Genomic DNA, 18,978 nt, shown 5'->3' with positions numbered 1-18,978 from the left:
ACCAGAAGGAGGGAGGTTCCTCCTGCCCGCTTTGTGTTCCAACCCCTTTTTCCCCCCCCCCCCCCCCGCCCGTTTGCAGTCCTCCAGCGCGCCGCGGCCGGGGGATTTTCCTACTTTGGGGTCATGAGCCACAGACCACGACACCGGACGGCGCTCGGCTGCGCCTTCCTGCTGGCGCCCCTGGCGGCAGGCGCCACCGCCTGCGGCGGTTCGTCGTCGGACCCGCTCTCGGCCGCGCCGTACGACGCGGCCGGGCAGATCTCGGCGAACGCGCCCGGGGACGGCCGCAAGGCGGACCCGGACAAGCCGCTGGAGGTCTCCACCACCGGTGACGAGGCTCGGATCACCGACGTGACCGCCACCGACGCCTCCGGCCGCTACATCAGGGGCGAACTGGCCGCCGACGGCCGGCAGTGGCGCACCACCGTCCCGCTGGCCGCCGGCACCCGCTACACGGTGCGGGTCAGCACCGAGGACGAGGACGGCGCGCCGGGCCGCAAGGTCCTCCAGATCGACACCGAGGACACCGGCGACCGGCTGAACGTCAAGCTCGGGCCCGACAACGGCACGTACGGGGTCGGACAGCCCGTCACGGCCGCGCTGAGCAAGCCGGTCAAGGACCCCAAGGCCCGCGCGATCGTGGAGGGCGCCCTGAAGGTCCGCTCCGCCCCGCGCGTGGAGGGCTCCTGGCACTGGGTCGACAGCAGGACGCTGCACTTCCGGCCGCGCGAGTACTGGCCCGCGCACGCCGACATCGAGGTCCGCAGCAACCTGGAGGGCCTGAAGATCACCGGCGGGCTGTACGGGGGTCCCGCCAAGCCCGTGAAGCTGCGTACTGGGGACCGGGTCGAGGCCGTCACGGACGCCGCGGCGCACACCATGACGGTCACCCGCAACGGCGAGGAGATCAACACCATCCCCGTCACCACCGGCAAGCCCGGCTACTCCACCCGCAACGGCACCAAGGTCATCCTGGGCAAGGAGGGCTTCGTACGGATGCGGGGGGAGAGCATCGGCATCCCGTCGGGCAGCTCGGACTCCTACGACCTGCCGGTCTACTGGGCCACCCGGGTGACCTGGAGCGGCGAGTACGTGCACGCGGCGCCCTGGTCCGTGGGGTCGCAGGGCGCCGCCAACGTCAGCCACGGCTGCACCGGCATGTCCACCGGCAACGCCAAGTGGTTCTTCGACACCGTGCGGGTCGGCGACCTCGTCAAGGTCGTCAACAGCGGCGGCGAGACCATGACGCCCTTCGACAACGGCTTCGGCGACTGGAACATGCCGTGGAAGCAGTGGCGCGAGGGCAGCGCGCTGGACAAGAACAAGCCCAGCACCACAGGCGAACAGGACCAGCGGCCGGGACCCGAGAATGCCGCCCGGCTGCGCCCGCAGGCCTGAGAGGCCCTCAGGAAGGCCTCCAGAAGGCCGCTCAGGCTTCCGTGAGGAGCCTGCGGCGCAGCAGCCCGGCCAAGGCGTCCGTGAAGGCCACCGGGTCCACAGGGTGCGTCACAGCGGCGTCCGCGCGGCTCCACGTCGCCAGCCAGGCGTCCTGCGGACGGCCGATCAGCAGCAGCACCGGCGGGCAGTGGAAGATCTCGTCCTTGATCTGCCGGCAGACGCCCATGCCGCCCGCGGGCGCCGTCTCACCGTCCAGGACGCACGCGTCGATCCCGCCCCGCTCCAGGGCCTCCAGGACGGCCGGGAGGGTCGCGCACTCCACGATCTCCACCGGCGGCACGTCGGCGGCAGGCCGGCGGCCCGTCGCGAGCCGTACCTGCTCGCGGGTGTCGGCGTTGTCGCTGTAGACCAGCACCGTGGCAGTCGCCTGCATCGTTCCTCCACACATCTCGGCGGTACGGCTTCGGGCGGGGCCTCGCCCGGCCGCCGCCGGGTGGTGCCTCCAGCGCGGATGCTACTGCTCGTACGGCGGCGCGCAGGAGGGTTCGACAGGATCCAAGATCTGGCCGACGGCCCGTCAGGACTGGTCGGGGCGGGGACGCGGGGCCGTACGGCGGGTCCCGGGTCCTCCCTTCGGGCGACTGCCGCGGTGGGCCGTACGAGCAGGGCATACGCCCTTGACACACCGAACGGCACCCCCCGGAGTGAGGGCGGGATAAGCGACCGACATAATGTCGGTCGTGGCGACAGCAACGACAGTAGAAACCGGGCACGCGCACCCGTCGGTCAATCGGCCGAACCTCACCAGCGTCGGAACCATCATCTGGCTGAGTTCCGAGCTGATGTTCTTCGCGGCCCTCTTCGCGATGTACTTCACCCTCCGTTCGGTGACCGGGACCGAGTATTGGAAGGAATCCGCCGATGCGCTGAATCTTCCGTTCTCCGCGACGAACACCACGATCCTGGTGCTCAGCTCCCTGACCTGCCAGCTCGGCGTGTTCGCGGCCGAGCGCGGCGATGTCAAGAAGCTCCGGACCTGGTTCGTGGTCACCTTCATCATGGGTGCGATCTTCATCGGCGGTCAGGTCTTCGAGTACACCGATCTGGTCAAGGAGGAGGGCCTCTCGCTCTCGTCCGGCCCGTACGGATCGGTGTTCTACCTGACCACCGGCTTCCACGGACTGCACGTGACAGGCGGACTCATCGCCTTCCTGCTGGTCCTGGGCAGGACGTACGCGGCCAAGAGGTTCACCCACGAACAGGCCACCGCGGCCATCGTCGTGTCCTACTACTGGCACTTCGTCGATGTCGTCTGGATCGGCCTCTTCGCCACGATCTACCTGATCCGCTGACCGGTCACGCACCGGAACCGCGCATCAGACAGACATAGCCAAAGCATCGACGCAGAAGATCCTGACACCGGGGTAATCCGTGAAAAAGCTCTCCGCACGACGGCGCCATCCGCTGGCGGCGCTCGTCGTCCTACTCTTCGCGCTGGCGGTCACTGGGGGGCTGTACGCCGCGTTCGCGCCTGCGGACAAGGCTCAGGCCGATGACACCGCCCAGTCTCTTGCCATCAAGGAGGGCAAGAAGCTCTTCGCCGTCGGCTGCGCCAGCTGCCACGGCACCGGCGGTCAGGGCACCTCCGACGGCCCGAGCCTGGTCGGCGTGGGCGCCGCCGCCGTCGACTTCCAGGTCGGTACCGGCCGGATGCCGGCGCAGCAGCCCGGCGCCCAGGTGCCGCGGAAGAAGAACATCTACAGCCAGGCCGAGATCGACCAGCTCGCGGCGTACGTCGCGTCGCTCGGCGCCGGTCCCAGCGTGCCCGGCAAGGACCAGTACAGCAAGGACGGCGCGGACATCGCCAAGGGCGGTGAGCTGTTCCGTACGAACTGCGCGCAGTGCCACAACTTCACCGGTAAGGGCGGCGCCCTGACCAACGGCAAGTTCGCACCGACGCTCGAAGGCGTGGACCCGAAGCACATCTACGAGGCCATGGAGACCGGCCCGCAGAACATGCCTTCCTTCGGTGACGGCTCGCTGTCCCCGCAGAACAAGAAGGACATCGTGTCCTACCTCGGCGCCGTCAACAGCGACGACACCCCCAGCCCCGGTGGTCTGGGCCTGGGCGGTCTCGGCCCGGTCAGTGAGGGCCTCTTCGGTTGGATCGCCGGCCTGGGCGCGCTGATCGCGGTCGCCATCTGGGTCGCAGCCCGGACTACGAAGGCCAAGAAGTCATGAGTGAGACTGGACGACACGAAGACGTGCCAGAAAAGAACCTCCCCAGTGAGCGGGACACGGCTCACGGCGGCGCGGTCGAGACGGCGGACAACCCCTTCGCCGACCCGGGGTTGCCGCCCCACGAGCCCCGCATCCAGGACATCGACGAGCGGGCCGCCAAGCGCTCCGAGCGCGCGGTCGCCTTCCTCTTCACCCTGTCGATGCTCGCGACGGTCGGCTTCATCGCCGCGTACGTGATCTTCCCGGTCGACCAGATCACCTACATCTGGCCGTTCGGTCACGTCAGCGCGCTGAACTTCTGGCTCGGCCTGACGCTCGGTGTGGCGCTGTTCTGCATCGGCGCCGGCGCGGTCCACTGGGCCCGCACGCTGATGTCCGACGAAGAGGTGGCCGACGACCGGCACCCGATCGAGGCGGCCCCCGAGGTCAAGGCCAAGGTCATGGACGACTTCCGCCAGGGCGCGAAGGAGTCCGGGATCGGCCGGCGCAAGCTGGTCCGCAACACCATGTTCGGCGCGCTGGCCCTGGTGCCGCTCTCCGGTGTGGTGCTGCTGCGCGACCTCGGCCCGCTGCCGGAGAAGAAGCTCCGCACCACCGGCTGGAAGAAGGGCATCCGCCTGGTCAACCAGTCGACCAACCTCCCGCTGCGTCCCGAGGACATCGCGGTCGGCTCGCTGACCTTCGCCAAGCCCGAGGGCCTGGAGGAGGACGACCACGAGTTCAACCAGAAGATCGCCAAGGACGCCCTGATGCTCGTGCGGATCCAGCCGCAGAACATCAAGGACAAGCGGGAACTGGACTGGTCGCACGAGGGCATCGTCGCGTACTCGAAGATCTGCACCCACGTGGGCTGCCCGATCAGCCTGTACGAGCAGCAGACGCACCACGTGCTGTGCCCCTGCCACCAGTCGACCTTCGACCTGTCCGACGGCGGACGCGTCATCTTCGGCCCCGCCGGACACGCCCTGCCGCAGCTGCACATCACGGTGAAGGACGGCTTCCTCGAAGCCGTAAGCGACTTCGCGGAGCCCGTCGGCCCGAGCTTCTGGGAGCGCGGATGAGTAACGAGACGAGCGCGACCACCACGCGCCGCGGCCAGGCGCCGCGGGGCGAGCGGATCGCCGACTGGGCGGACGGCCGGCTGGGCATCTACAGCCTCGCCAAGGCCAACATGCGCAAGATCTTCCCGGACCACTGGTCCTTCATGCTGGGTGAGATCTGCCTCTACAGCTTCATCATCATCATCCTGACCGGCGTCTACCTGACGCTGTTCTTCCACCCGAGCATGGCCGAGGTGACCTACCACGGCTCGTACGTGCCCATGCACGGGATCCGGATGACGCAGGCGTTCGAGTCGACGCTGGACATCAGCTTCGACGTGCGCGGCGGTCTGCTCATCCGGCAGATCCACCACTGGGCGGCCCTGGTCTTCCTGGGCGGCATGATGGTGCACATGATGCGGGTGTTCTTCACCGGCGCCTTCCGCAAGCCGCGCGAGGTCAACTGGCTGTTCGGCTTCCTGCTGCTGGTGCTGGGCATGTTCACCGGTTTCACCGGCTACTCGCTGCCGGACGACCTGCTCTCCGGCACCGGCGTCCGGTTCATCGAGGGTGTCATCCTGGCGATGCCGCTGGTCGGCTCGTACCTGCAGATGTTCATCTTCGGCGGGGAGTTCCCGGGGCACGACATCATCCCCAGGTTCTTCACGGTCCACGTCCTGCTGCTGCCCGGCATCATGCTGGGACTGCTGGTGGCGCACCTGATCCTGGTCTTCTACCACAAGCACACGCAGTTCCCGGGTGCCGGCAAGACCAACAAGAACGTCGTCGGCATGCCGCTGCTGCCGGTCTACATGGCCAAGGCCGGAGGCTTCTTCTTCCTGGTCTTCGGCGTGATCTCGGTGATCGCGGCGGTCGCCAGCATCAACCCGGTGTGGGCCATCGGCCCGTACCGGCCCGACCAGGTGTCCACCGGCGCCCAGCCCGACTGGTACATGGGCTTCGCCGAGGGTCTGGTCCGTGTGATGCCCGGCTGGGAGTGGGACATCTGGGGCCACACCATCAACTTCGGTGTGCTGATCCCGATCCTCATCTTCCCGCTGGTGCTGGTCGCGATCGCGGTCTACCCGTTCGTCGAGTCCTGGGTCACCGGGGACAAGCGCGAGCACCACATCCTGGACCGCCCGCGCAACGCCCCGACGCGTACCGGCTTCGGTGTGGCCTGGCTGACCGCCTACCTGATCATGCTCATCGGCGGTGGCAACGACCTGTGGGCCACCCACTTCCACCTGTCGCTGAACGCCCTGACCTGGTTCGTCCGGATCGGCTTCTTCGTCGGGCCGGTGCTGGCCTTCATCGTCACCAAGCGGATCTGCCTGGGTCTGCAGCGCCGGGACCGCGACAAGGTGCTGCACGGACGCGAGTCCGGCATCATCAAGCGCCTGCCGCACGGTGAGTTCATCGAGGTGCACGAGCCGCTCAACCAGGAGCAGCTGCACACGCTCACCCAGCACGAGCAGCCCAAGCCGTTCGAGATCGGCCCGGAGGTCGACGAGAACGGTGTCGAGCGGAAGGTCAAGCGGTCGACGAAGCTCCGCGCCAAGCTCTCCAAGGGCTACTACGGCGAGGACAACGTCATCCCGAAGCCGACCCCGGAGGAGTACAAGGAGATCACCAGCGGCCACGGCCACCACTGATCCCCGCCGTGTGACGCACGGCAGTACCACCGCGTAAGTACGCCACCCAGAGGGCCCCTTCCAGTTCCCCAAGCTCTTAATGAGCAGGGGAGACCCCATTGGACGGGGCCCTTCGGCATGTCCCGGCGCCGGATAGGGTTTCGGCACCAGCAGGAGACGAATCCAGGAGTGTGGACCATGAACGTTGCGACCCCGAACGGCGGCGACAGCGTGGCGGCCCGCACCTGGCCGGGCGTGCTGGAAGCCCTCCTCCAGGGCCGCGACCTGGGCGCCGACGACACCGCGTGGGCGATGGACCGCATCATGCGCGGCCAGGCCACCGACGCGCAGATCGCCGGGTTCGCGGTGGCGCTGCGGGCGAAGGGCGAGACGGTCGCGGAGATCTCCGGCCTGGTACGGGCGATGTACGCGCACGCCAACCTCATCGAGGTGCCGGGCCCGAGCGTGGACATCGTCGGCACCGGCGGCGACGGCGCCAAGACCGTCAACATCTCCACGATGTCCTCGATCGTGGTGGCCGGCACCGGCGCGAAGGTCGTCAAGCACGGCAACCGGGCCGCCTCGTCGGCCAGCGGCGCGTCCGACGTGCTGGAGAAGCTGGGTGTCAACTTGGACCTGACCCCGCGCCGGGTCGTCGAGGTCGCCGAGGAGGCCGGGATCACCTTCTGCTTCGCGGTCAAGTTCCATCCGTCGCTGCGGCACGTGGCGCCCGCACGGCGCGAACTGGGCATCCGTACGACGTTCAACGTGCTGGGCCCGCTGACCAACCCGGCGAAGGTACGGGCCCAGGCCACCGGCGTCGCCGACGCGCGGATGGCGCCCATCCTGGCCGGGGTGCTGGCCGAGCGCGGCTCCTCCGCCCTGGTCTTCCGCGGCGACGACGGCCTGGACGAACTGACGACCACCGCCACGTCCAAGGTCTGGGTCGTACGGGACGGCGGCGTACGCGAGGAGACCTTCGACCCGCGGGACGTGGGCATCGGCCTGGTGCCCGTGGAGGCGCTGCGCGGCGCCGACGCCTCGTACAACGCGGACGTGGCGCGCCGCATGCTGGGCGGCGAGACGGGCCCCGTACGGGACGCGGTCCTGCTGAACTCCGCGGCGGCGCTGGTCGCCCTGGAGCCGACGGACGCGCCCCTGAGCGACCAGATCGCGGCGGGCATCGCCAAGGCCGCCGAGTCCGTCGACTCCGGCGCGGCCCGCCGGGCGCTGGAGCGGTGGGTGGCGGCCAGCAACACCTGAGGGCGGCCGTGGTGTGACGCGGGGCCCGGTCCGGGATGCGGACCGGGCCTTGCGCGTTTCCGATCGTGTGGCATGATTCTGCCCAGGTCACGAGTGACAGCGACTACGGCCCCGGCCCGCTGTCCGGCAACCCTCCGTCCGTGGCGGGGTGCCCCGGGTGATGACCAGGTCGCAGGCAGCGAGGTCTGCGGCAAGCGCGGATCCCTCGTGCCAGGGATCCTGGTCCTTGAGGGAGATCTCCCGTGATTCAGCGAATGCGTTAGGGCCGTCCGGCCCCGTTTTCCGCACCCCCCTTTTTTTCCTTTCACCGCTGCCGGCCGGTCCCGCTTCGGCGTGTGGGCCCCGCAGCGAAGTCGCCCTGCCTTCACGGGAGTTCGCCATGCCTGTTTCCGCTGTCACCACCACCGATGCCGCCGTCTGCGCCCCGCTGCCCGTGCTGGGCCGGGACGTGCTGGTCCCGCTCGTCACGGGCGGCGAGGTCGAGTACGCCGCGCTGGACATCGCCGCCAGCGCCCCGGCGCTCCAGCGCGTCTGGGACGACGTGGCCGCGTACGCCCCGTACTACGGCAGCGTGCACCGCGGGGCGGGCTACCTCTCGCAGCTGTCCACCGACCTGTTCGAGAACTGCCGCGCCGAGGTCGCGGACTTTCTCGGCTGCCGAATCGAAGGGGGCCTGGGCGAAGCCCAGTCCGGCAAGGGTGGTAGTGGGCGACGGGAGGGCGACCAGGTGGTCTTCACCCGCTCCACCACCGACTCGCTGAACCTGCTGGCCGCGGTGCTGCCCGCGGACACCCGGGTGTTCGTCTTCGAGACCGAGCACCATGCCTCGCTGCTGCCCTGGGAGCAGCGCGCGGACGTCGAGGTGACGTACCTGGACGCGCCCCGCACCCCGCAGCAGGCGGTGGACACGCTGGAGCGGGCGCTGGCGGAGCGCGAGCCCTACAGGCACGCCCTGGTCTGCGTGACCGGTGCGTCCAATGTGACCGGTGAGCTGTGGCCCGTACGGGAGCTGGCCGCCGCCGCGCACGCGCACGGGGCGCGCATCGTGCTCGACGCCGCACAGCTCGCCCCGCACCACCCGGTCGACATCGCCGGGCTGGACGTGGACTGGGTGGCCTTCTCCGGCCACAAGCTGTACGCGCCCTTCGGGGCCGGTGTGCTGGCCGGGCGCGCGGACTGGCTCCAGGCCGCGGAGCCCTACCTCGCGGGCGGCGGCGCCAGCCGTACGGTCGCCCGTCGCGCCGACGGCGGGGTGGACGTCGACTGGCACACCACCGCGGCCCGCCACGAGGCCGGCTCGCCCAACGTCATCGGCGTCTACGCCATCGCCGCCGCCTGCAAGGCGCTCACCGAGGCGGGCTTCGAGAACCTGGTGGCCCGGGAGCAGCAGCTGGTCGAGCGGGTACGGGCGGGCCTCGCCGAGGTGCCCGAGGTCACGGTGCTCTCGCTGTTCGGGGACGACGCTCCGCGGGTGGGCGTGCTGTCCTTCGTCGTCCGGGGCTGGAACAGCTCGCACTTCGCGGCGGCGCTCTCCGCGGAGTACGGCATCGGCGTGCGCGACGGGCTGTTCTGCGCGCACCCCCTCGTACGGACCCTGCTGGGCGCCCAGTCCCAGGCCCCGGGAGAGTGCGGTGCGCCCGAAGGGGCACCGGGGGAGCAGTCGCTGAACGCCATCCGGGTGAGCTTCGGGGCGGGCACGCCCGACGAGCACGTGGACCGTTTCGTACGGGCCGTCAAGGAACTGGTGACGCAGGGCGCGCGGTGGAGCTACCGCACCGAGGACGGGCGCTGCGTGCCGGACACCGCGGCGTAGGCCTTCCGGACCGCCCGCGCCGCGGCGCTCCGCTGTCCGGGCGCCGCGGTGCGGGTCTCGTGTGCGGGGGCGGTTCCGGTCAGGCGTCCAGGCCGATCGCGAAGGCCGCTTCCAGGTCGTGCTGGGAGTACGTACGGAAGGCGATGTGCGTCTCGGTGGAGGCGACGCCCGGCACCTTGCTGATCCGGCCGGGGATGACGTCGGCCAGGTCGTCGTGCTCGGCCACCCGCACCATGGCGATCAGGTCGTGCGCACCGGTGACCGAGTAGACCTCGCTGACGCCCTCCAGTGCGGCGATCTTCTCCGCGATCTCCGGGATCTGGTCCACGCTGGTCTTGATGAGCACGATCGAAGTGATCACGGTTGGCTCTCTCCCTCGGCCGCCTGCTGCTTCGCCGTTCCGGCGGAGTCCACACTACCGGGGGCCGCGGCGGCGTCCCCGGGCGGAGCGGGGCTCGGCCGATACCGCACCCAGGCGTACAGGAAGCCCACCGCGAAGCCCACGACATGGGCGAGGTAGGCCACACCCGGGGTGCTGGGGTCGCGCTGCGCGGCGATCCACTGGAGGACGAACCAGAACAGCAGCACGATCCACGCCGGGAAGCGCAGCGGCAGGAAGAAGAGGAACGGGTAGATGCTGGTGACCCGGGCCTTGGGGAAGAGGTAGAGGAACGCCCCCAGCACCCCGGAGATCGCCCCGGAGGCGCCGACCAGGGTCTGCCCGGAGGAGGCGTGTGCGGCCGCGTAGCCCATCAGGGCCAGGTAGCCGGTCACGAGGTAGAAGAGGGTGAACGGCAGGCGGCCCATGCGGCTCTCGGTCATGCCGCCGAAGACGTAGAGGAAGAGGACGTTGCCCAGCAGGTGCAGCCAGCTGCCGTGCACGAACAGCGCGGTCAGCGGGGTGAGCAGCGCACCCGGCGAGCCGCTCCACAGGTCGCGCGGGATGACGCCCCAGCGTTCGAAGTACGCGGTCTGTGCCTGGACGACGGCGTCGCCGGTGCCGTATATGCCGTTGAGTCCCGAGGCGGGCCCGACGACGAAGGCCACGCAGCACAGGGCGATCAGGACGTTCGTCATGCGGGAAAACACGGTCGCAACCGTGCGGGCGCGGGGCGTCCGGGGGAACAGGGGCGGGGCCGTCATGAAGTGATCATTGCGTAATACGGGCAATCGGGACAGAGTGCCTCGCCGCGTCCCGCCTCCCGGGCGGGCCCGCACCGTACCCGCGTCAGGCCGTAGGGTAACGGGCAGTACCCCGCGTACTTCCGCAGTCCGACGGCGCACCGCGGGAAGCCCCCGACCGACAGCACGAGCCCCGCTCGCCCGAGCGTGACGAAAGAGGACGACACCATGGCTGTTCCCCTGCCGACGGACGGGACCCGGTGGCGCTGCACGCTGTGCGGCAATCTGACGCGCTTCGACGTGACCCGGCGCTCCGAGGTCGTGGAGTACGTCCACCTCGACCTCGCCGGGGAGCCGAAGGTGGAGGAACGCGAGGTGCTCAGTGAGAGCATCGAGTCCGTGCGCTGCCGCTGGTGCAACGCGGTCGACCAGATCGAGCTGGTCGACCGGCCGGGCGCCAGTGCCTGAGTCGAGCGCCTGAGATCGGAGCGATGCAGTAGTGGTGGAGCGTCCAGAAGGGCCTGCGGGGGCGGAGCACGATGCCGAGGCCGGTGCGGCCGAGGCGGACGAGGTGCTCGACCGTCCGCTGCCCGAGGGCGTGCGGCGCCGGGTCGTGGCGCTCACCGCGGAGTCCTTCGGAGGCCTGACGGTCGCCGAACTCCCGCCGCCGCTGCGCCAGTACGCCCGGTTCACCCCCATCCGCCGGGCCAAGTTCGCGGGCAACGCGATGGCCGCCGCGCTGGAGAACGACGCGGTCTTCCGGCAGCGGATCGCGGGCCGGCTGCGCGAGGCGCAGCCGGAACTGGCCGAGGCGCTGGACAACGGCACCCCGCCCGCCGCCGCCGACCCGCTCGATGTCGCGGCGGCGGCCTATGTGCTGCGCCCCGAGGGCTGGGTGAAGCTGGTCGCCGCGGCCGGCGAGGAGGCGCAGCGCGCCCGCGCGGAACAGGCCGGCGAGGAGGCCGAACGCGAGCTGGCCGCGCTGCGCGAGGAGCTGGCGCAGACCCGCGCGCAGGCCCGGGCCGAGGCCGAGCGCGCCCGCGGTGACCTGGACGCGCTGCGCAAGGAGAACGAGTCGTTGCAGCGCAAGCTGCGCAGCGCGCTCAGCGATGTCAAGCGGGGCGAGGCGGCGGCACGCAAGGCCGCGGCCGAGACGGAGTCCGTGCGGGCCGCCGCGGCGCAGGAGAAGACCGCCGCGGACAGCGAGGTGCGCCGCCTCAAGGCCCGTATCGCGGAGACCGAGGCGTCCCTGGAGGCCAGTCGCCGCGCCACGCGCGAGGGCCGCAGCGTCGAGGACATGCGGCTGCGGCTGCTGCTGGACACCGTCCTGGACGCCGCGCAGGGGCTGCGCAGGGAACTGGCGCTGCCGCCCGCCGACACGCACCCGGCGGACACCGTGGACGCGGTGGCGCCGGGCAAGATGACGCCCAAGGACATCGCCACGCGCGCGCTGTCGGAGACCGACCCCGCCCTGCTGGACCAGCTGCTGGCGCTGCCGCAGGCCCACCTGGTGGTGGACGGGTACAACGTCACCAAGACCGGTTATCCGACGATGCCGTTGGACAAACAGCGGCTGCGGCTGCTGGGCGGCCTCGCGGTGCTGGCCGCCCAGACCGGCGCGGAGATGACGTGTGTCTTCGACGGTGCGGAGCTGGCCGCGCCGGTGCTGCTGGCGCCGCCGCGCGGGGTCAGGGTCCTGTTCAGCAAGCCGGGTGTGACGGCCGATGAGCTGATCCGCCAGCTCGTACGGGCCGAGCCGCCCGGCCGTCCGGTGGTGGTGGTCTCCACGGACCGCGAGGTGGCCGACGGTGTGGCCAAGGCGGGGGCGCGGCCGGTCGCATCGGCCTTGCTGCTCAAGCGACTTGCCCGCACCTGAGTCGTACGTTCTGTCCGTACGACTTGTCCGGAACGCACGTCCCGATGGGAGCTGCGGGACTTATCCTGCTCGTGCGGCTGTGGGGGAATCAGCGGCCGGTGCGACGCGCGGGTCGGGGGTGAAGGTGTACCCATCAACGAGGTGGGTCATGCCTGCCATTCGTGCCTGAGTGTCAAGTGGCCATTACTGCCTGTGTGATGTTGGTAAAGGATGAGGAGCATCCAGCAGTTTTTTCCGGTGAGGATTTGAAGCGATCACAACTCGGTTACTAAGGTCAGGCCTCAACCCTTCATGCAGTTGATCATCCATCCGGGATGAACAGTGAAGGAACCGCCGAATCCGCGGCGTTCACGCGGAGCCGGGGTCCCGTACCCCCCCCACGCCCGGTAGGCGGCTGAAGGAAGAAGGAGCTCGCCTCCGTGGCGTCCCACCGTCGTCCCAAGCAGCCGAGCCGCACGCGCGTGACCGTCCTCACCGCGACCGCCGCGGCGGCCGTCGCCCTCTCGTCCCAGGCCGCCCACGCCGACCCGAAGCCGAAGAAGGAAGACGTCAAGTCCGAGGTCGACAAGCTCTACGAGCAGGCGGAGCAGGCCACCGAGAAGTACAACGGGGCCAAGGAGGACCAGGAGAAGCTGCAGAAGGAGGTCGACGCCCTCCAGGACAAGGTCGCCCGCGGCCAGGGCGAGCTGAACCAGCTCCGCAAGGGCCTCGGCGCCGTCGCCTCCGGCCAGTACCGCAGCGGCAGCATCGACCCGTCCGTGCAGCTCTTCCTCTCCGGCGACCCGGACACCTACCTCGACAAGGCCGCCACCCTCGACCAGTTGAGCGGCAAGCAGGCCGAGCAGCTGAAGACCATCGCGGACAAGCAGCGGCAGCTCGCGCAGGAGCGCGCGGAGGCCGCGGCCAAGATCAAGGACCTCTCGGACACCCGCAAGGCACTGGGTGACAAGAAGGACGAGATCAAGGGCAAGCTCGCCAAGGCGCAGGAGCTCCTGAACACGCTGACCGCCAAGGAGAAGGCGGCGCTGCAGCAGGAGGAGGACAAGAAGAACCGCTCCAGCCGCGGCAACGAGCGGCCCGACCTGGGCAACGACGTTCCGGCCTCGCAGCGCGGCGCCGCCGCCCTGTCCGCGGCCGCCTCCAAGATCGGCTCGCCCTACGTGTGGGGCGCCACCGGCCCCTCCTCCTTCGACTGCTCCGGTCTGACCTCCTGGGCGTACCAGCAGGCCGGCCAGTCGCTGCCGCGCACCTCGCAGGCGCAGGCCAACGCCGGTACCCGGATCGGCTCGCAGAGCGCGCTCAAGCCGGGCGACCTGGTGCTCTTCTACGGCGACCTGCACCACATCGGCCTGTACGCGGGCAACGGCCAGGTGCTGCACGCGCCGAAGCCGGGCGCGTCCGTGCGCTACGAGTCGATCAACAACATGCCCTTCCAGTTCGGGGTCCGCGTCTGACACTCCGCCGGCCGCTTCCCGCGCCACGGGATGCGGCCGGACCCGGCGCCCGTTCGGGCGAATTGCGGTGCCCGCCGCTGACTTCCCGCCCCGCCGGTGACCTGCGCAGTCACCGGCGGGGCGGCTTTTTCCCTACCGGCGACGGGTGTTGCGGGTCTTTGGCCGCGGGCCACCGGCGCCGTTACTGTCTGCCCTCGCAGCCGCCGGTCTGCGTCCGCCCGCCCCGGGCGGCAGGGGCTGCACGGAAGGGAGTGCGGCCTCACGTGGCGTCCCACCGCCGTGTCTCACAGTCCGGCCTGGCCGGTGCGACCAGGGCCACCGTCCTGTCCGCCGCCGCGGTCACCGCCGCCGCGGCCCTGTCCGCCGGAGCGGCGCACGCCGTTCCCGGCCCGGCGCCCGCCGAGATCACCTCGCGCGTCGACGCCCTCTACGAGCAGGCCGAGAAGGCCACCGAGCAGTTCAACGGGGCCGACGAGCGGGCCCGGAAGCTGCGGGCCGAGGTGGCCGCCCTCCAGGACCGGGTGGCCCGCGGCCAGGGGCACGTCAACCGGCTGCGCGGCCGGCTCGGCGCCGTCGCCTCCGCCCAGTACCGCTCCGGCGGCCTGGACCCGGCCCTGAAGCTGATGCTCTCCGAGAACCCGGCGGACTACCTCGACAAGGCCGCCGCCCTCGACCGCATCCAAGGCGAACAGGCCGGGGAACTGCGCGAACTCCACAGCGCCCAGCGCAACCTGGAGCAGGAGCGCCGGGAGGCGACCGGGAAGCTGGCGGCCCTGGAGTCGAGCCGCCAGGACGTCGCGCGCCACAAGAAGGACGTCGAGGACAAACTGGCCTCGGCGCGGCGCCTGCTGAACTCGCTGACCGGCGAGCACCGGGCCGCCTACGACCGGGCCAACCGCGGGGTCGGGCGCTCGCTGCCCGACCTGTCCGGGCCCTCCGCCTCCGGCCGCGCCGGGACCGCCGTCCAGGCGGTGCGCTCCGCGATCGGCTCCCCGTACGCCTGGGGGCGGTCCGGCCCCGCCGCCTTCGACTGCTCCGGGCTGATGCAGTGGGCCTACGCGCGCGCCGGAATCTCCATCCCGCGCACCTCGCAAGCCCAGCGCGGCGCGGGGCAGCAGGTTCAGGTCAGTCAGGCCAGGCCGGGGGACCTGGTCATCTACCGGGACGACGCCAGTCATGTCGGTATGTATGTGGGCAACGGACAGGTGGTGCACGCCCCGTACCCGGGTGCCCGGGTGCGCTCGGACCCCGTCGGCATGATGCCGATCTCGTCCGTAACCCGACCCTGACCGCTGTCCGTACGCGGGGACGGTGCTTACGATCAGCCGCGTGGCAGGACGACATGCGCAGCGGCGGACGGGCCGGCGGATCAGGACGGCGCTCTGCATGGCCCTGCCGCTGGCGCTGCTGCCGCTGCTCACGGGCTGCCAGGACCCGGCCGGCGCCGCGGAGGACGCCCCGCCGGGCATCCAGCGGATGCTGGACCGGCGCGCGGCGGCCGTACGCGACCGGGACGCCGGGGCTTTCCTCGCCTCGGTCGACCCGCGCGCGGCCGGATACCGCGCCCGGCAGCGGGCGGTGTTCACCAACCTCGCGCAGGTACCGCTGGCCGCCTGGTCCTACGAGCTGGTGCGGACCGACGCGTTCGGGCTGCCGGCGGTGGCCGGTGCCGACGGCTGGCGGGTGGCCGCCGAGGTGCGGCTGCGCTACCGGCTGACCGGGTACGACACCGCGCCGGTCACCTCCGTGCAGTACCTGACGCTCACCGACCGCGACGGCCGGTGGCTGGTCAGCTCCGACTCGGACGGCGCCGGCAGCGGGCGGCGCAGCGCGCGCCAGCTGTGGGACCAGGGGCCGGTCCAGGTCGTCAAGGGGCGCCACAGCCTGGTGCTCGGGGTGCGCCGCGGCACCGCGGCACTGCGCGAACTGGCGGACCGTACGGACCAGGCCGTGCCCGCCGTCGGGAAGGCGTGGCCCGGGAAGTGGGCGGGCCGGGTCGTCGTCGAGGCGCCGCAGTCGCTGGACCGGATGGCGGAGCTGCTGAACGCCACCGATCCCGACGGTTACCGGGGCATAGCGGCCGTCACGACCGGCGAGGCGGGCGCGGCCCCGGCGGCGCCCGCCGACCGGGTCGTCGTCAATCCGGAGGCGTACGGCGAACTGTCCGCCGCCGGGCGCCAGATCGTGCTGACGCACGAGGCCACCCACGTCGCGACGCGCACCGCCACCACGTCCGCCACCCCGCTCTGGCTCTCCGAGGGCTTCGCCGACTGGGTCGCCTACCGCGGCGGCGGCCGCCCGCCCGCGGTCACCGCCCCCGAACTCGCCCACGCCGTCGCCAAGGGCACACCCCCGTCCCGGCTCCCGGCCGACGGCGACTTCCGCTTCAGCCGCAGCGCGCGGCAGCTGGCCCGCGCGTACGAGAGCGGCTGGCTGGCCTGCCGCATGATCGCCGACCACTGGGGGGAGAAGAAGCTCGGCGCGTTCTACCGGGCGGCGGGCCGGGACGGCGGGGAGAGCGCCGACCGGGCGATGCGCGGCCAACTCGGACTGAGCCCGGCGGAATTCACCCGGCGGTGGCGGTCGTACGTGGTGAAGCAGCTGGGGTGACGCGCCGCGGCCCGGTCACCGTCGATCGCCACAGCCGGCGGCAGGCGGTCAGCGAGGCGGCCACGAGCAGGGCGTTGCGTACGGCCAGCAGGACGACGCCGCGCCCCTCACTGGCCACGACGTCCGCGAACCAGACGGGGAACTCCAGGAGCGTCGCACCGGCCGCCGGCAGGACCAGGGCGGCGGGCAGCCCCATCCGGCTCGCCCGCAGGGTCATGCACACGGCTGCCGCGCCGACCAGCCAGATCAGGTACTGCGGGCTGATGACCCGGCTGGTGGTCACGAAGAGCAGCACCGCGGTGAAGGCGGCGTCGGCGAGCGTGGCGGACGTGAACCTCCGGGCCCGCAGCCGCCACAGCAGCAGCCAGCCGAAGGCCGCCACGGTCAGGACCAGCGCCAGGGAGCTGACCAGCGGCACGTACGGGCCGACGAACTCCACGGAGCCGTAGTGCAGCAGCACCTCGCCGTCCCAGCCGAACTGCCGGGCCACATGGAAGACGAGCGCGCCGAGCGACTCCACCTCCGTACCGCGGTCGCGCTGGAAGGACAGGAAGGCCAGCCCGCCAGGAGCCCAGGCGGCGAAGAGCAGCGTGACCGCCAGCGCGCCCACCGTCGCCGCGCCCCACAACTCCCGCGCGCGGCGGCCCCGCAGCGGCGCACCGGCCAGCAGCAGCACCGGCCACACCTTCAGGAGCGCGCCGAACGCGATCAGGGCGCCGGACACGCGCGGGTGCCGGGCGGCGGCGAAGAGCGCGGCGACGGCCACGGCGGTGACCATCAGGTCGTACCGGGCGTACGCGGTCGGGCCGAGCAGGGCGACCCCCGCGGTCCAGATCCAGGCGCCGGCCAGACGTTTGCCCGGCCGGCGGCCCGCGTACAGGAGCAGCGCGAAGGTGACCGCGTCGGCGGCGCACGCCAGGAGGAAGAACGCCGCGGCGTAGTCCAGGAAGGGCAGCAGCCCGGGGGAGAGCACGGCGAGCGCGGCGGCCGGCGGGTACTGCCAGGCCACGTCGGACTGCGGGAACGCGCCGGACTTCAGGACCTCGGACCAGCCGTGGTAGATCCCCGAGATGTCACTGGTGACGTCCGGGCCGGGCAGCACCAGCACCTTGAACACGCACAGCAGCAGCACCGCCCGGGTCGCGGCCCACACCGCCACCGGCGGTGCCCAGGTGCGCACCGCGTCCTTCGGGCGCCGGTCGCCGGCCCTGCCCATCGCCACCTCGTCCCGTCGTCCGCGGCCGTCCGCACCCGTACGTGCGGACGGCACCGTGTCACGACCGTAGACGAGTCACGCAGGTGCCGGGGCGGCCTCGCCGGTCGTGTCCGCCGACCCGGTACTGTGCCAGGGCAATGGACAAGACGCTGATCGTCACGAACGACTTCCCGCCCCGCCCCGGCGGCATCCAGGCCTTCCTGCACAGCATGGCGCTGCGCCTGGACCCGGACCGGGTCGTGGTCTACGCCTCCACCTGGAAGCGGAGCAAGGAGGGCGTCGGGGCCACCGCCCGCTTCGACGCCGAGCAGCCCTTCCCGGTCGTACGGGACCGTACGACGATGCTGCTGCCGACGCCCCGGGTGACCCGGACGGCCACCGCCCTGCTGCGCCGGCACGGCTGCTCCTCGGTGTGGTTCGGGGCCGCGGCGCCGCTCGGCCTGATGGCGCCGGCGCTGCGCCGGGCGGGCGCCCGCCGGATCGTGGCCACCACGCACGGGCACGAGGCGGGCTGGGCGCAGCTGCCGGCCTCCCGTCAACTGCTGCGGCGGATCGGCGAGGGCACCGACACGATCACCTATCTCGGTGAGTACACCCGCTCGCGGATCGCCGCCGCGCTGACGCCGGCCGCCGCCGGGCGCATGACGCAACTGCCGCCCGGCGTGGACGAGAAGACCTTCCACCCCGGCTCGGGCGGCGACGAGGTACGGGCCCGGCTCGGGCTCGCCGAGCGGCCGGTCGTCGTGTGCGTCTCCCGGCTGGTGCCGCGCAAGGGCCAGGACACCCTGATCGAGGCGATGCCGCGGATCCTGTCCGAGGTGCCGGACGCGGTGCTGCTGGTCGTCGGCGGCGGCCCGTACGGGAAGCAGCTGCACGCGCTCGCCGAGGAGAAGGGCGTCGCGCACGCGGTGCGCTTCACCGGGGCCGTGCCGTGGGAGGAACTGCCCGCCCACTACGGCGCGGGCGACGTCTTCGCGATGCCGTGCCGCACCCGGCGCGGCGGGCTGGACGTCGAGGGCCTGGGCATCGTCTACCTGGAGGCGTCCGCCACCGGACTGCCGGTCGTGGCGGGGGACTCCGGCGGCGCGCCGGACGCCGTACTGGACGGCGAGACGGGCCACGTCGTCCCGGGCGGCTCACCGACGGTCGCCGCCGAACGTGTCGTCGCGCTCCTCAAGGACCCCGCCGCCCGCCGCCGCATGGGCGAGCGCGGCCGCGCCTGGGTGGAGGAGAAGTGGCGCTGGGACCTGCTGGCGGAACGGCTCAAGGAGCTGCTGTAGGGCGGTACGCGAACGCCGGGTGCCCTGGAAG

General features: G+C 71.6%; 17 protein-coding genes and 1 riboswitch. Of the genes, 13 read left to right on the top strand and 4 right to left on the bottom strand.

Features of this window, described 5'->3' with window-relative positions:
- Positions 1–123 precede the first annotated feature (123 nt).
- Positions 124–1,398, top strand: a complete 1,275-nt coding sequence (locus ACZ4Z1_RS25395; protein WP_468488912.1) for a L,D-transpeptidase — start codon at positions 124–126, stop codon at positions 1,396–1,398.
- Between the two features lie 31 nt (positions 1,399–1,429).
- Here ACZ4Z1_RS25395 and ACZ4Z1_RS25390 read toward each other — a convergent pair whose 3' ends face one another.
- Positions 1,430–1,831, bottom strand: a complete 402-nt coding sequence (locus ACZ4Z1_RS25390; RefSeq protein ID WP_468488911.1) for a hypothetical protein — start codon at positions 1,829–1,831, stop codon at positions 1,430–1,432.
- 298 nt (positions 1,832–2,129) lie between these two features.
- Here ACZ4Z1_RS25390 and ctaE point away from each other — a divergent pair, with 298 nt between their 5' ends.
- From ctaE to ACZ4Z1_RS25360, 6 genes are all read left to right on the top strand, one after another.
- Entirely contained in the window at positions 2,130–2,750 is a 621-nt protein-coding gene (gene ctaE, locus ACZ4Z1_RS25385; protein ID WP_031004096.1) for an aa3-type cytochrome oxidase subunit III, read from the top strand.
- Between the two features lie 79 nt (positions 2,751–2,829).
- Positions 2,830–3,639: a cytochrome bc1 complex diheme cytochrome c subunit gene (qcrC, locus tag ACZ4Z1_RS25380; RefSeq protein WP_365847124.1), complete on the top strand. Its 810-nt coding sequence runs from the start codon at positions 2,830–2,832 to the stop codon at positions 3,637–3,639.
- Positions 3,636–4,700, top strand: coding sequence for a cytochrome bc1 complex Rieske iron-sulfur subunit (gene qcrA, locus ACZ4Z1_RS25375; RefSeq protein WP_468488910.1), 1,065 nt, complete (start codon positions 3,636–3,638; stop codon positions 4,698–4,700). The genes qcrC and qcrA overlap by 4 nt, the downstream gene beginning before the upstream one ends.
- Entirely contained in the window at positions 4,697–6,334 is a 1,638-nt protein-coding gene (gene qcrB / locus ACZ4Z1_RS25370; protein ID WP_468488909.1) for a cytochrome bc1 complex cytochrome b subunit, read from the top strand. Before qcrA ends, qcrB begins: the two co-directional genes overlap by 4 nt.
- A gap of 177 nt (positions 6,335–6,511) precedes the next feature.
- On the top strand, positions 6,512–7,576 hold the full coding sequence (gene trpD, locus ACZ4Z1_RS25365; RefSeq protein ID WP_468488908.1) for an anthranilate phosphoribosyltransferase: 1,065 nt from the start codon (positions 6,512–6,514) through the stop codon (positions 7,574–7,576).
- An 85-nt stretch (positions 7,577–7,661) separates the two neighbouring features.
- Positions 7,662–7,779: riboswitch (SAM riboswitch) on the top strand.
- A 176-nt stretch (positions 7,780–7,955) separates the two neighbouring features.
- Complete coding sequence (locus tag ACZ4Z1_RS25360; protein WP_468488907.1) at positions 7,956–9,389, top strand: aminotransferase class V-fold PLP-dependent enzyme; 1,434 nt, start codon at positions 7,956–7,958, stop codon at positions 9,387–9,389.
- A gap of 79 nt (positions 9,390–9,468) precedes the next feature.
- On the opposite strand, the gene ACZ4Z1_RS25355 is transcribed toward ACZ4Z1_RS25360, so the two are convergent.
- Together ACZ4Z1_RS25355 and ACZ4Z1_RS25350 are read right to left on the bottom strand one after the other, a co-directional pair.
- Positions 9,469–9,750, bottom strand: coding sequence for an Lrp/AsnC family transcriptional regulator (locus tag ACZ4Z1_RS25355; protein WP_365847114.1), 282 nt, complete (start codon positions 9,748–9,750; stop codon positions 9,469–9,471).
- The gene (locus ACZ4Z1_RS25350) at positions 9,747–10,466 is read right to left on the bottom strand and encodes a rhomboid family intramembrane serine protease (protein ID WP_468488906.1); all 720 of its coding nucleotides are present in this window, start codon (positions 10,464–10,466) and stop codon (positions 9,747–9,749) included. Before ACZ4Z1_RS25350 ends, ACZ4Z1_RS25355 begins: the two co-directional genes overlap by 4 nt.
- Positions 10,467–10,739: 273 nt before the next feature.
- Here ACZ4Z1_RS25350 and ACZ4Z1_RS25345 point away from each other — a divergent pair, with 273 nt between their 5' ends.
- The 5 genes from ACZ4Z1_RS25345 to ACZ4Z1_RS25325 all read left to right on the top strand — a co-directional run bounded on the left by ACZ4Z1_RS25345 (position 10,740) and on the right by ACZ4Z1_RS25325 (position 16,451).
- Positions 10,740–10,979 (top strand): hypothetical protein, encoded by a 240-nt coding sequence (locus ACZ4Z1_RS25345; protein WP_468488905.1) that lies wholly within the window; start codon positions 10,740–10,742, stop codon positions 10,977–10,979.
- Positions 10,980–11,010: 31 nt separating this feature from the next.
- On the top strand, positions 11,011–12,387 hold the full coding sequence (locus tag ACZ4Z1_RS25340) for an NYN domain-containing protein (protein ID WP_468488904.1): 1,377 nt from the start codon (positions 11,011–11,013) through the stop codon (positions 12,385–12,387).
- Between the two features lie 419 nt (positions 12,388–12,806).
- On the top strand, positions 12,807–13,841 hold the full coding sequence (locus tag ACZ4Z1_RS25335; RefSeq protein ID WP_468488903.1) for a C40 family peptidase: 1,035 nt from the start codon (positions 12,807–12,809) through the stop codon (positions 13,839–13,841).
- 263 nt (positions 13,842–14,104) lie between these two features.
- Positions 14,105–15,130, top strand: coding sequence for a C40 family peptidase (locus ACZ4Z1_RS25330; protein ID WP_468488902.1), 1,026 nt, complete (start codon positions 14,105–14,107; stop codon positions 15,128–15,130).
- A gap of 97 nt (positions 15,131–15,227) precedes the next feature.
- Entirely contained in the window at positions 15,228–16,451 is a 1,224-nt protein-coding gene (locus ACZ4Z1_RS25325) for a hypothetical protein (protein ID WP_468489035.1), read from the top strand.
- Here the strand turns inward: ACZ4Z1_RS25325 and ACZ4Z1_RS25320 are convergent.
- Positions 16,408–17,667: a glycosyltransferase 87 family protein gene (locus ACZ4Z1_RS25320; protein WP_468489034.1), complete on the bottom strand. Its 1,260-nt coding sequence runs from the start codon at positions 17,665–17,667 to the stop codon at positions 16,408–16,410. The genes ACZ4Z1_RS25325 and ACZ4Z1_RS25320 overlap by 44 nt on opposite strands.
- A 137-nt stretch (positions 17,668–17,804) precedes the next feature.
- Between ACZ4Z1_RS25320 and ACZ4Z1_RS25315 the strand changes: the two genes are divergently transcribed.
- On the top strand, positions 17,805–18,947 hold the full coding sequence (locus ACZ4Z1_RS25315) for a glycosyltransferase family 4 protein (protein WP_468488901.1): 1,143 nt from the start codon (positions 17,805–17,807) through the stop codon (positions 18,945–18,947).
- Positions 18,948–18,978 lie beyond the last annotated feature (31 nt).

The sequence above is a fragment of the Streptomyces sp. NPDC030165 genome (genome assembly GCF_055573595.1).
Note: the sequence above shows the minus strand (reverse complement) of the source record. Positions and strands in the feature narration are given on the sequence as shown.

Excerpts from the sequence above, each read along its gene's own strand:
- ACZ4Z1_RS25395 (WP_468488912.1), top strand. The coding sequence starts at position 124 with ATGAGCCACAGACCACGACACCGGACGGCGCTCGGCTGCGCCTTCCTG.
- ACZ4Z1_RS25390 (WP_468488911.1), bottom strand. The coding sequence starts at position 1,831 with ATGCAGGCGACTGCCACGGTGCTGGTCTACAGCGACAACGCCGACACC.
- ctaE (WP_031004096.1), top strand. The coding sequence starts at position 2,130 with ATGTCGGTCGTGGCGACAGCAACGACAGTAGAAACCGGGCACGCGCAC.
- qcrA (WP_468488910.1), top strand. The coding sequence starts at position 3,636 with ATGAGTGAGACTGGACGACACGAAGACGTGCCAGAAAAGAACCTCCCC.
- qcrB (WP_468488909.1), top strand. The coding sequence starts at position 4,697 with ATGAGTAACGAGACGAGCGCGACCACCACGCGCCGCGGCCAGGCGCCG.
- trpD (WP_468488908.1), top strand. The coding sequence starts at position 6,512 with ATGAACGTTGCGACCCCGAACGGCGGCGACAGCGTGGCGGCCCGCACC.
- ACZ4Z1_RS25360 (WP_468488907.1), top strand. The coding sequence starts at position 7,956 with ATGCCTGTTTCCGCTGTCACCACCACCGATGCCGCCGTCTGCGCCCCG.
- ACZ4Z1_RS25350 (WP_468488906.1), bottom strand. The coding sequence starts at position 10,466 with ATGACGAACGTCCTGATCGCCCTGTGCTGCGTGGCCTTCGTCGTCGGG.
- ACZ4Z1_RS25345 (WP_468488905.1), top strand. The coding sequence starts at position 10,740 with ATGGCTGTTCCCCTGCCGACGGACGGGACCCGGTGGCGCTGCACGCTG.
- ACZ4Z1_RS25325 (WP_468489035.1), top strand. The coding sequence starts at position 15,228 with ATGGCCCTGCCGCTGGCGCTGCTGCCGCTGCTCACGGGCTGCCAGGAC.
- ACZ4Z1_RS25320 (WP_468489034.1), bottom strand. The coding sequence starts at position 17,667 with ATGGGCAGGGCCGGCGACCGGCGCCCGAAGGACGCGGTGCGCACCTGG.
- ACZ4Z1_RS25315 (WP_468488901.1), top strand. The coding sequence starts at position 17,805 with ATGGACAAGACGCTGATCGTCACGAACGACTTCCCGCCCCGCCCCGGC.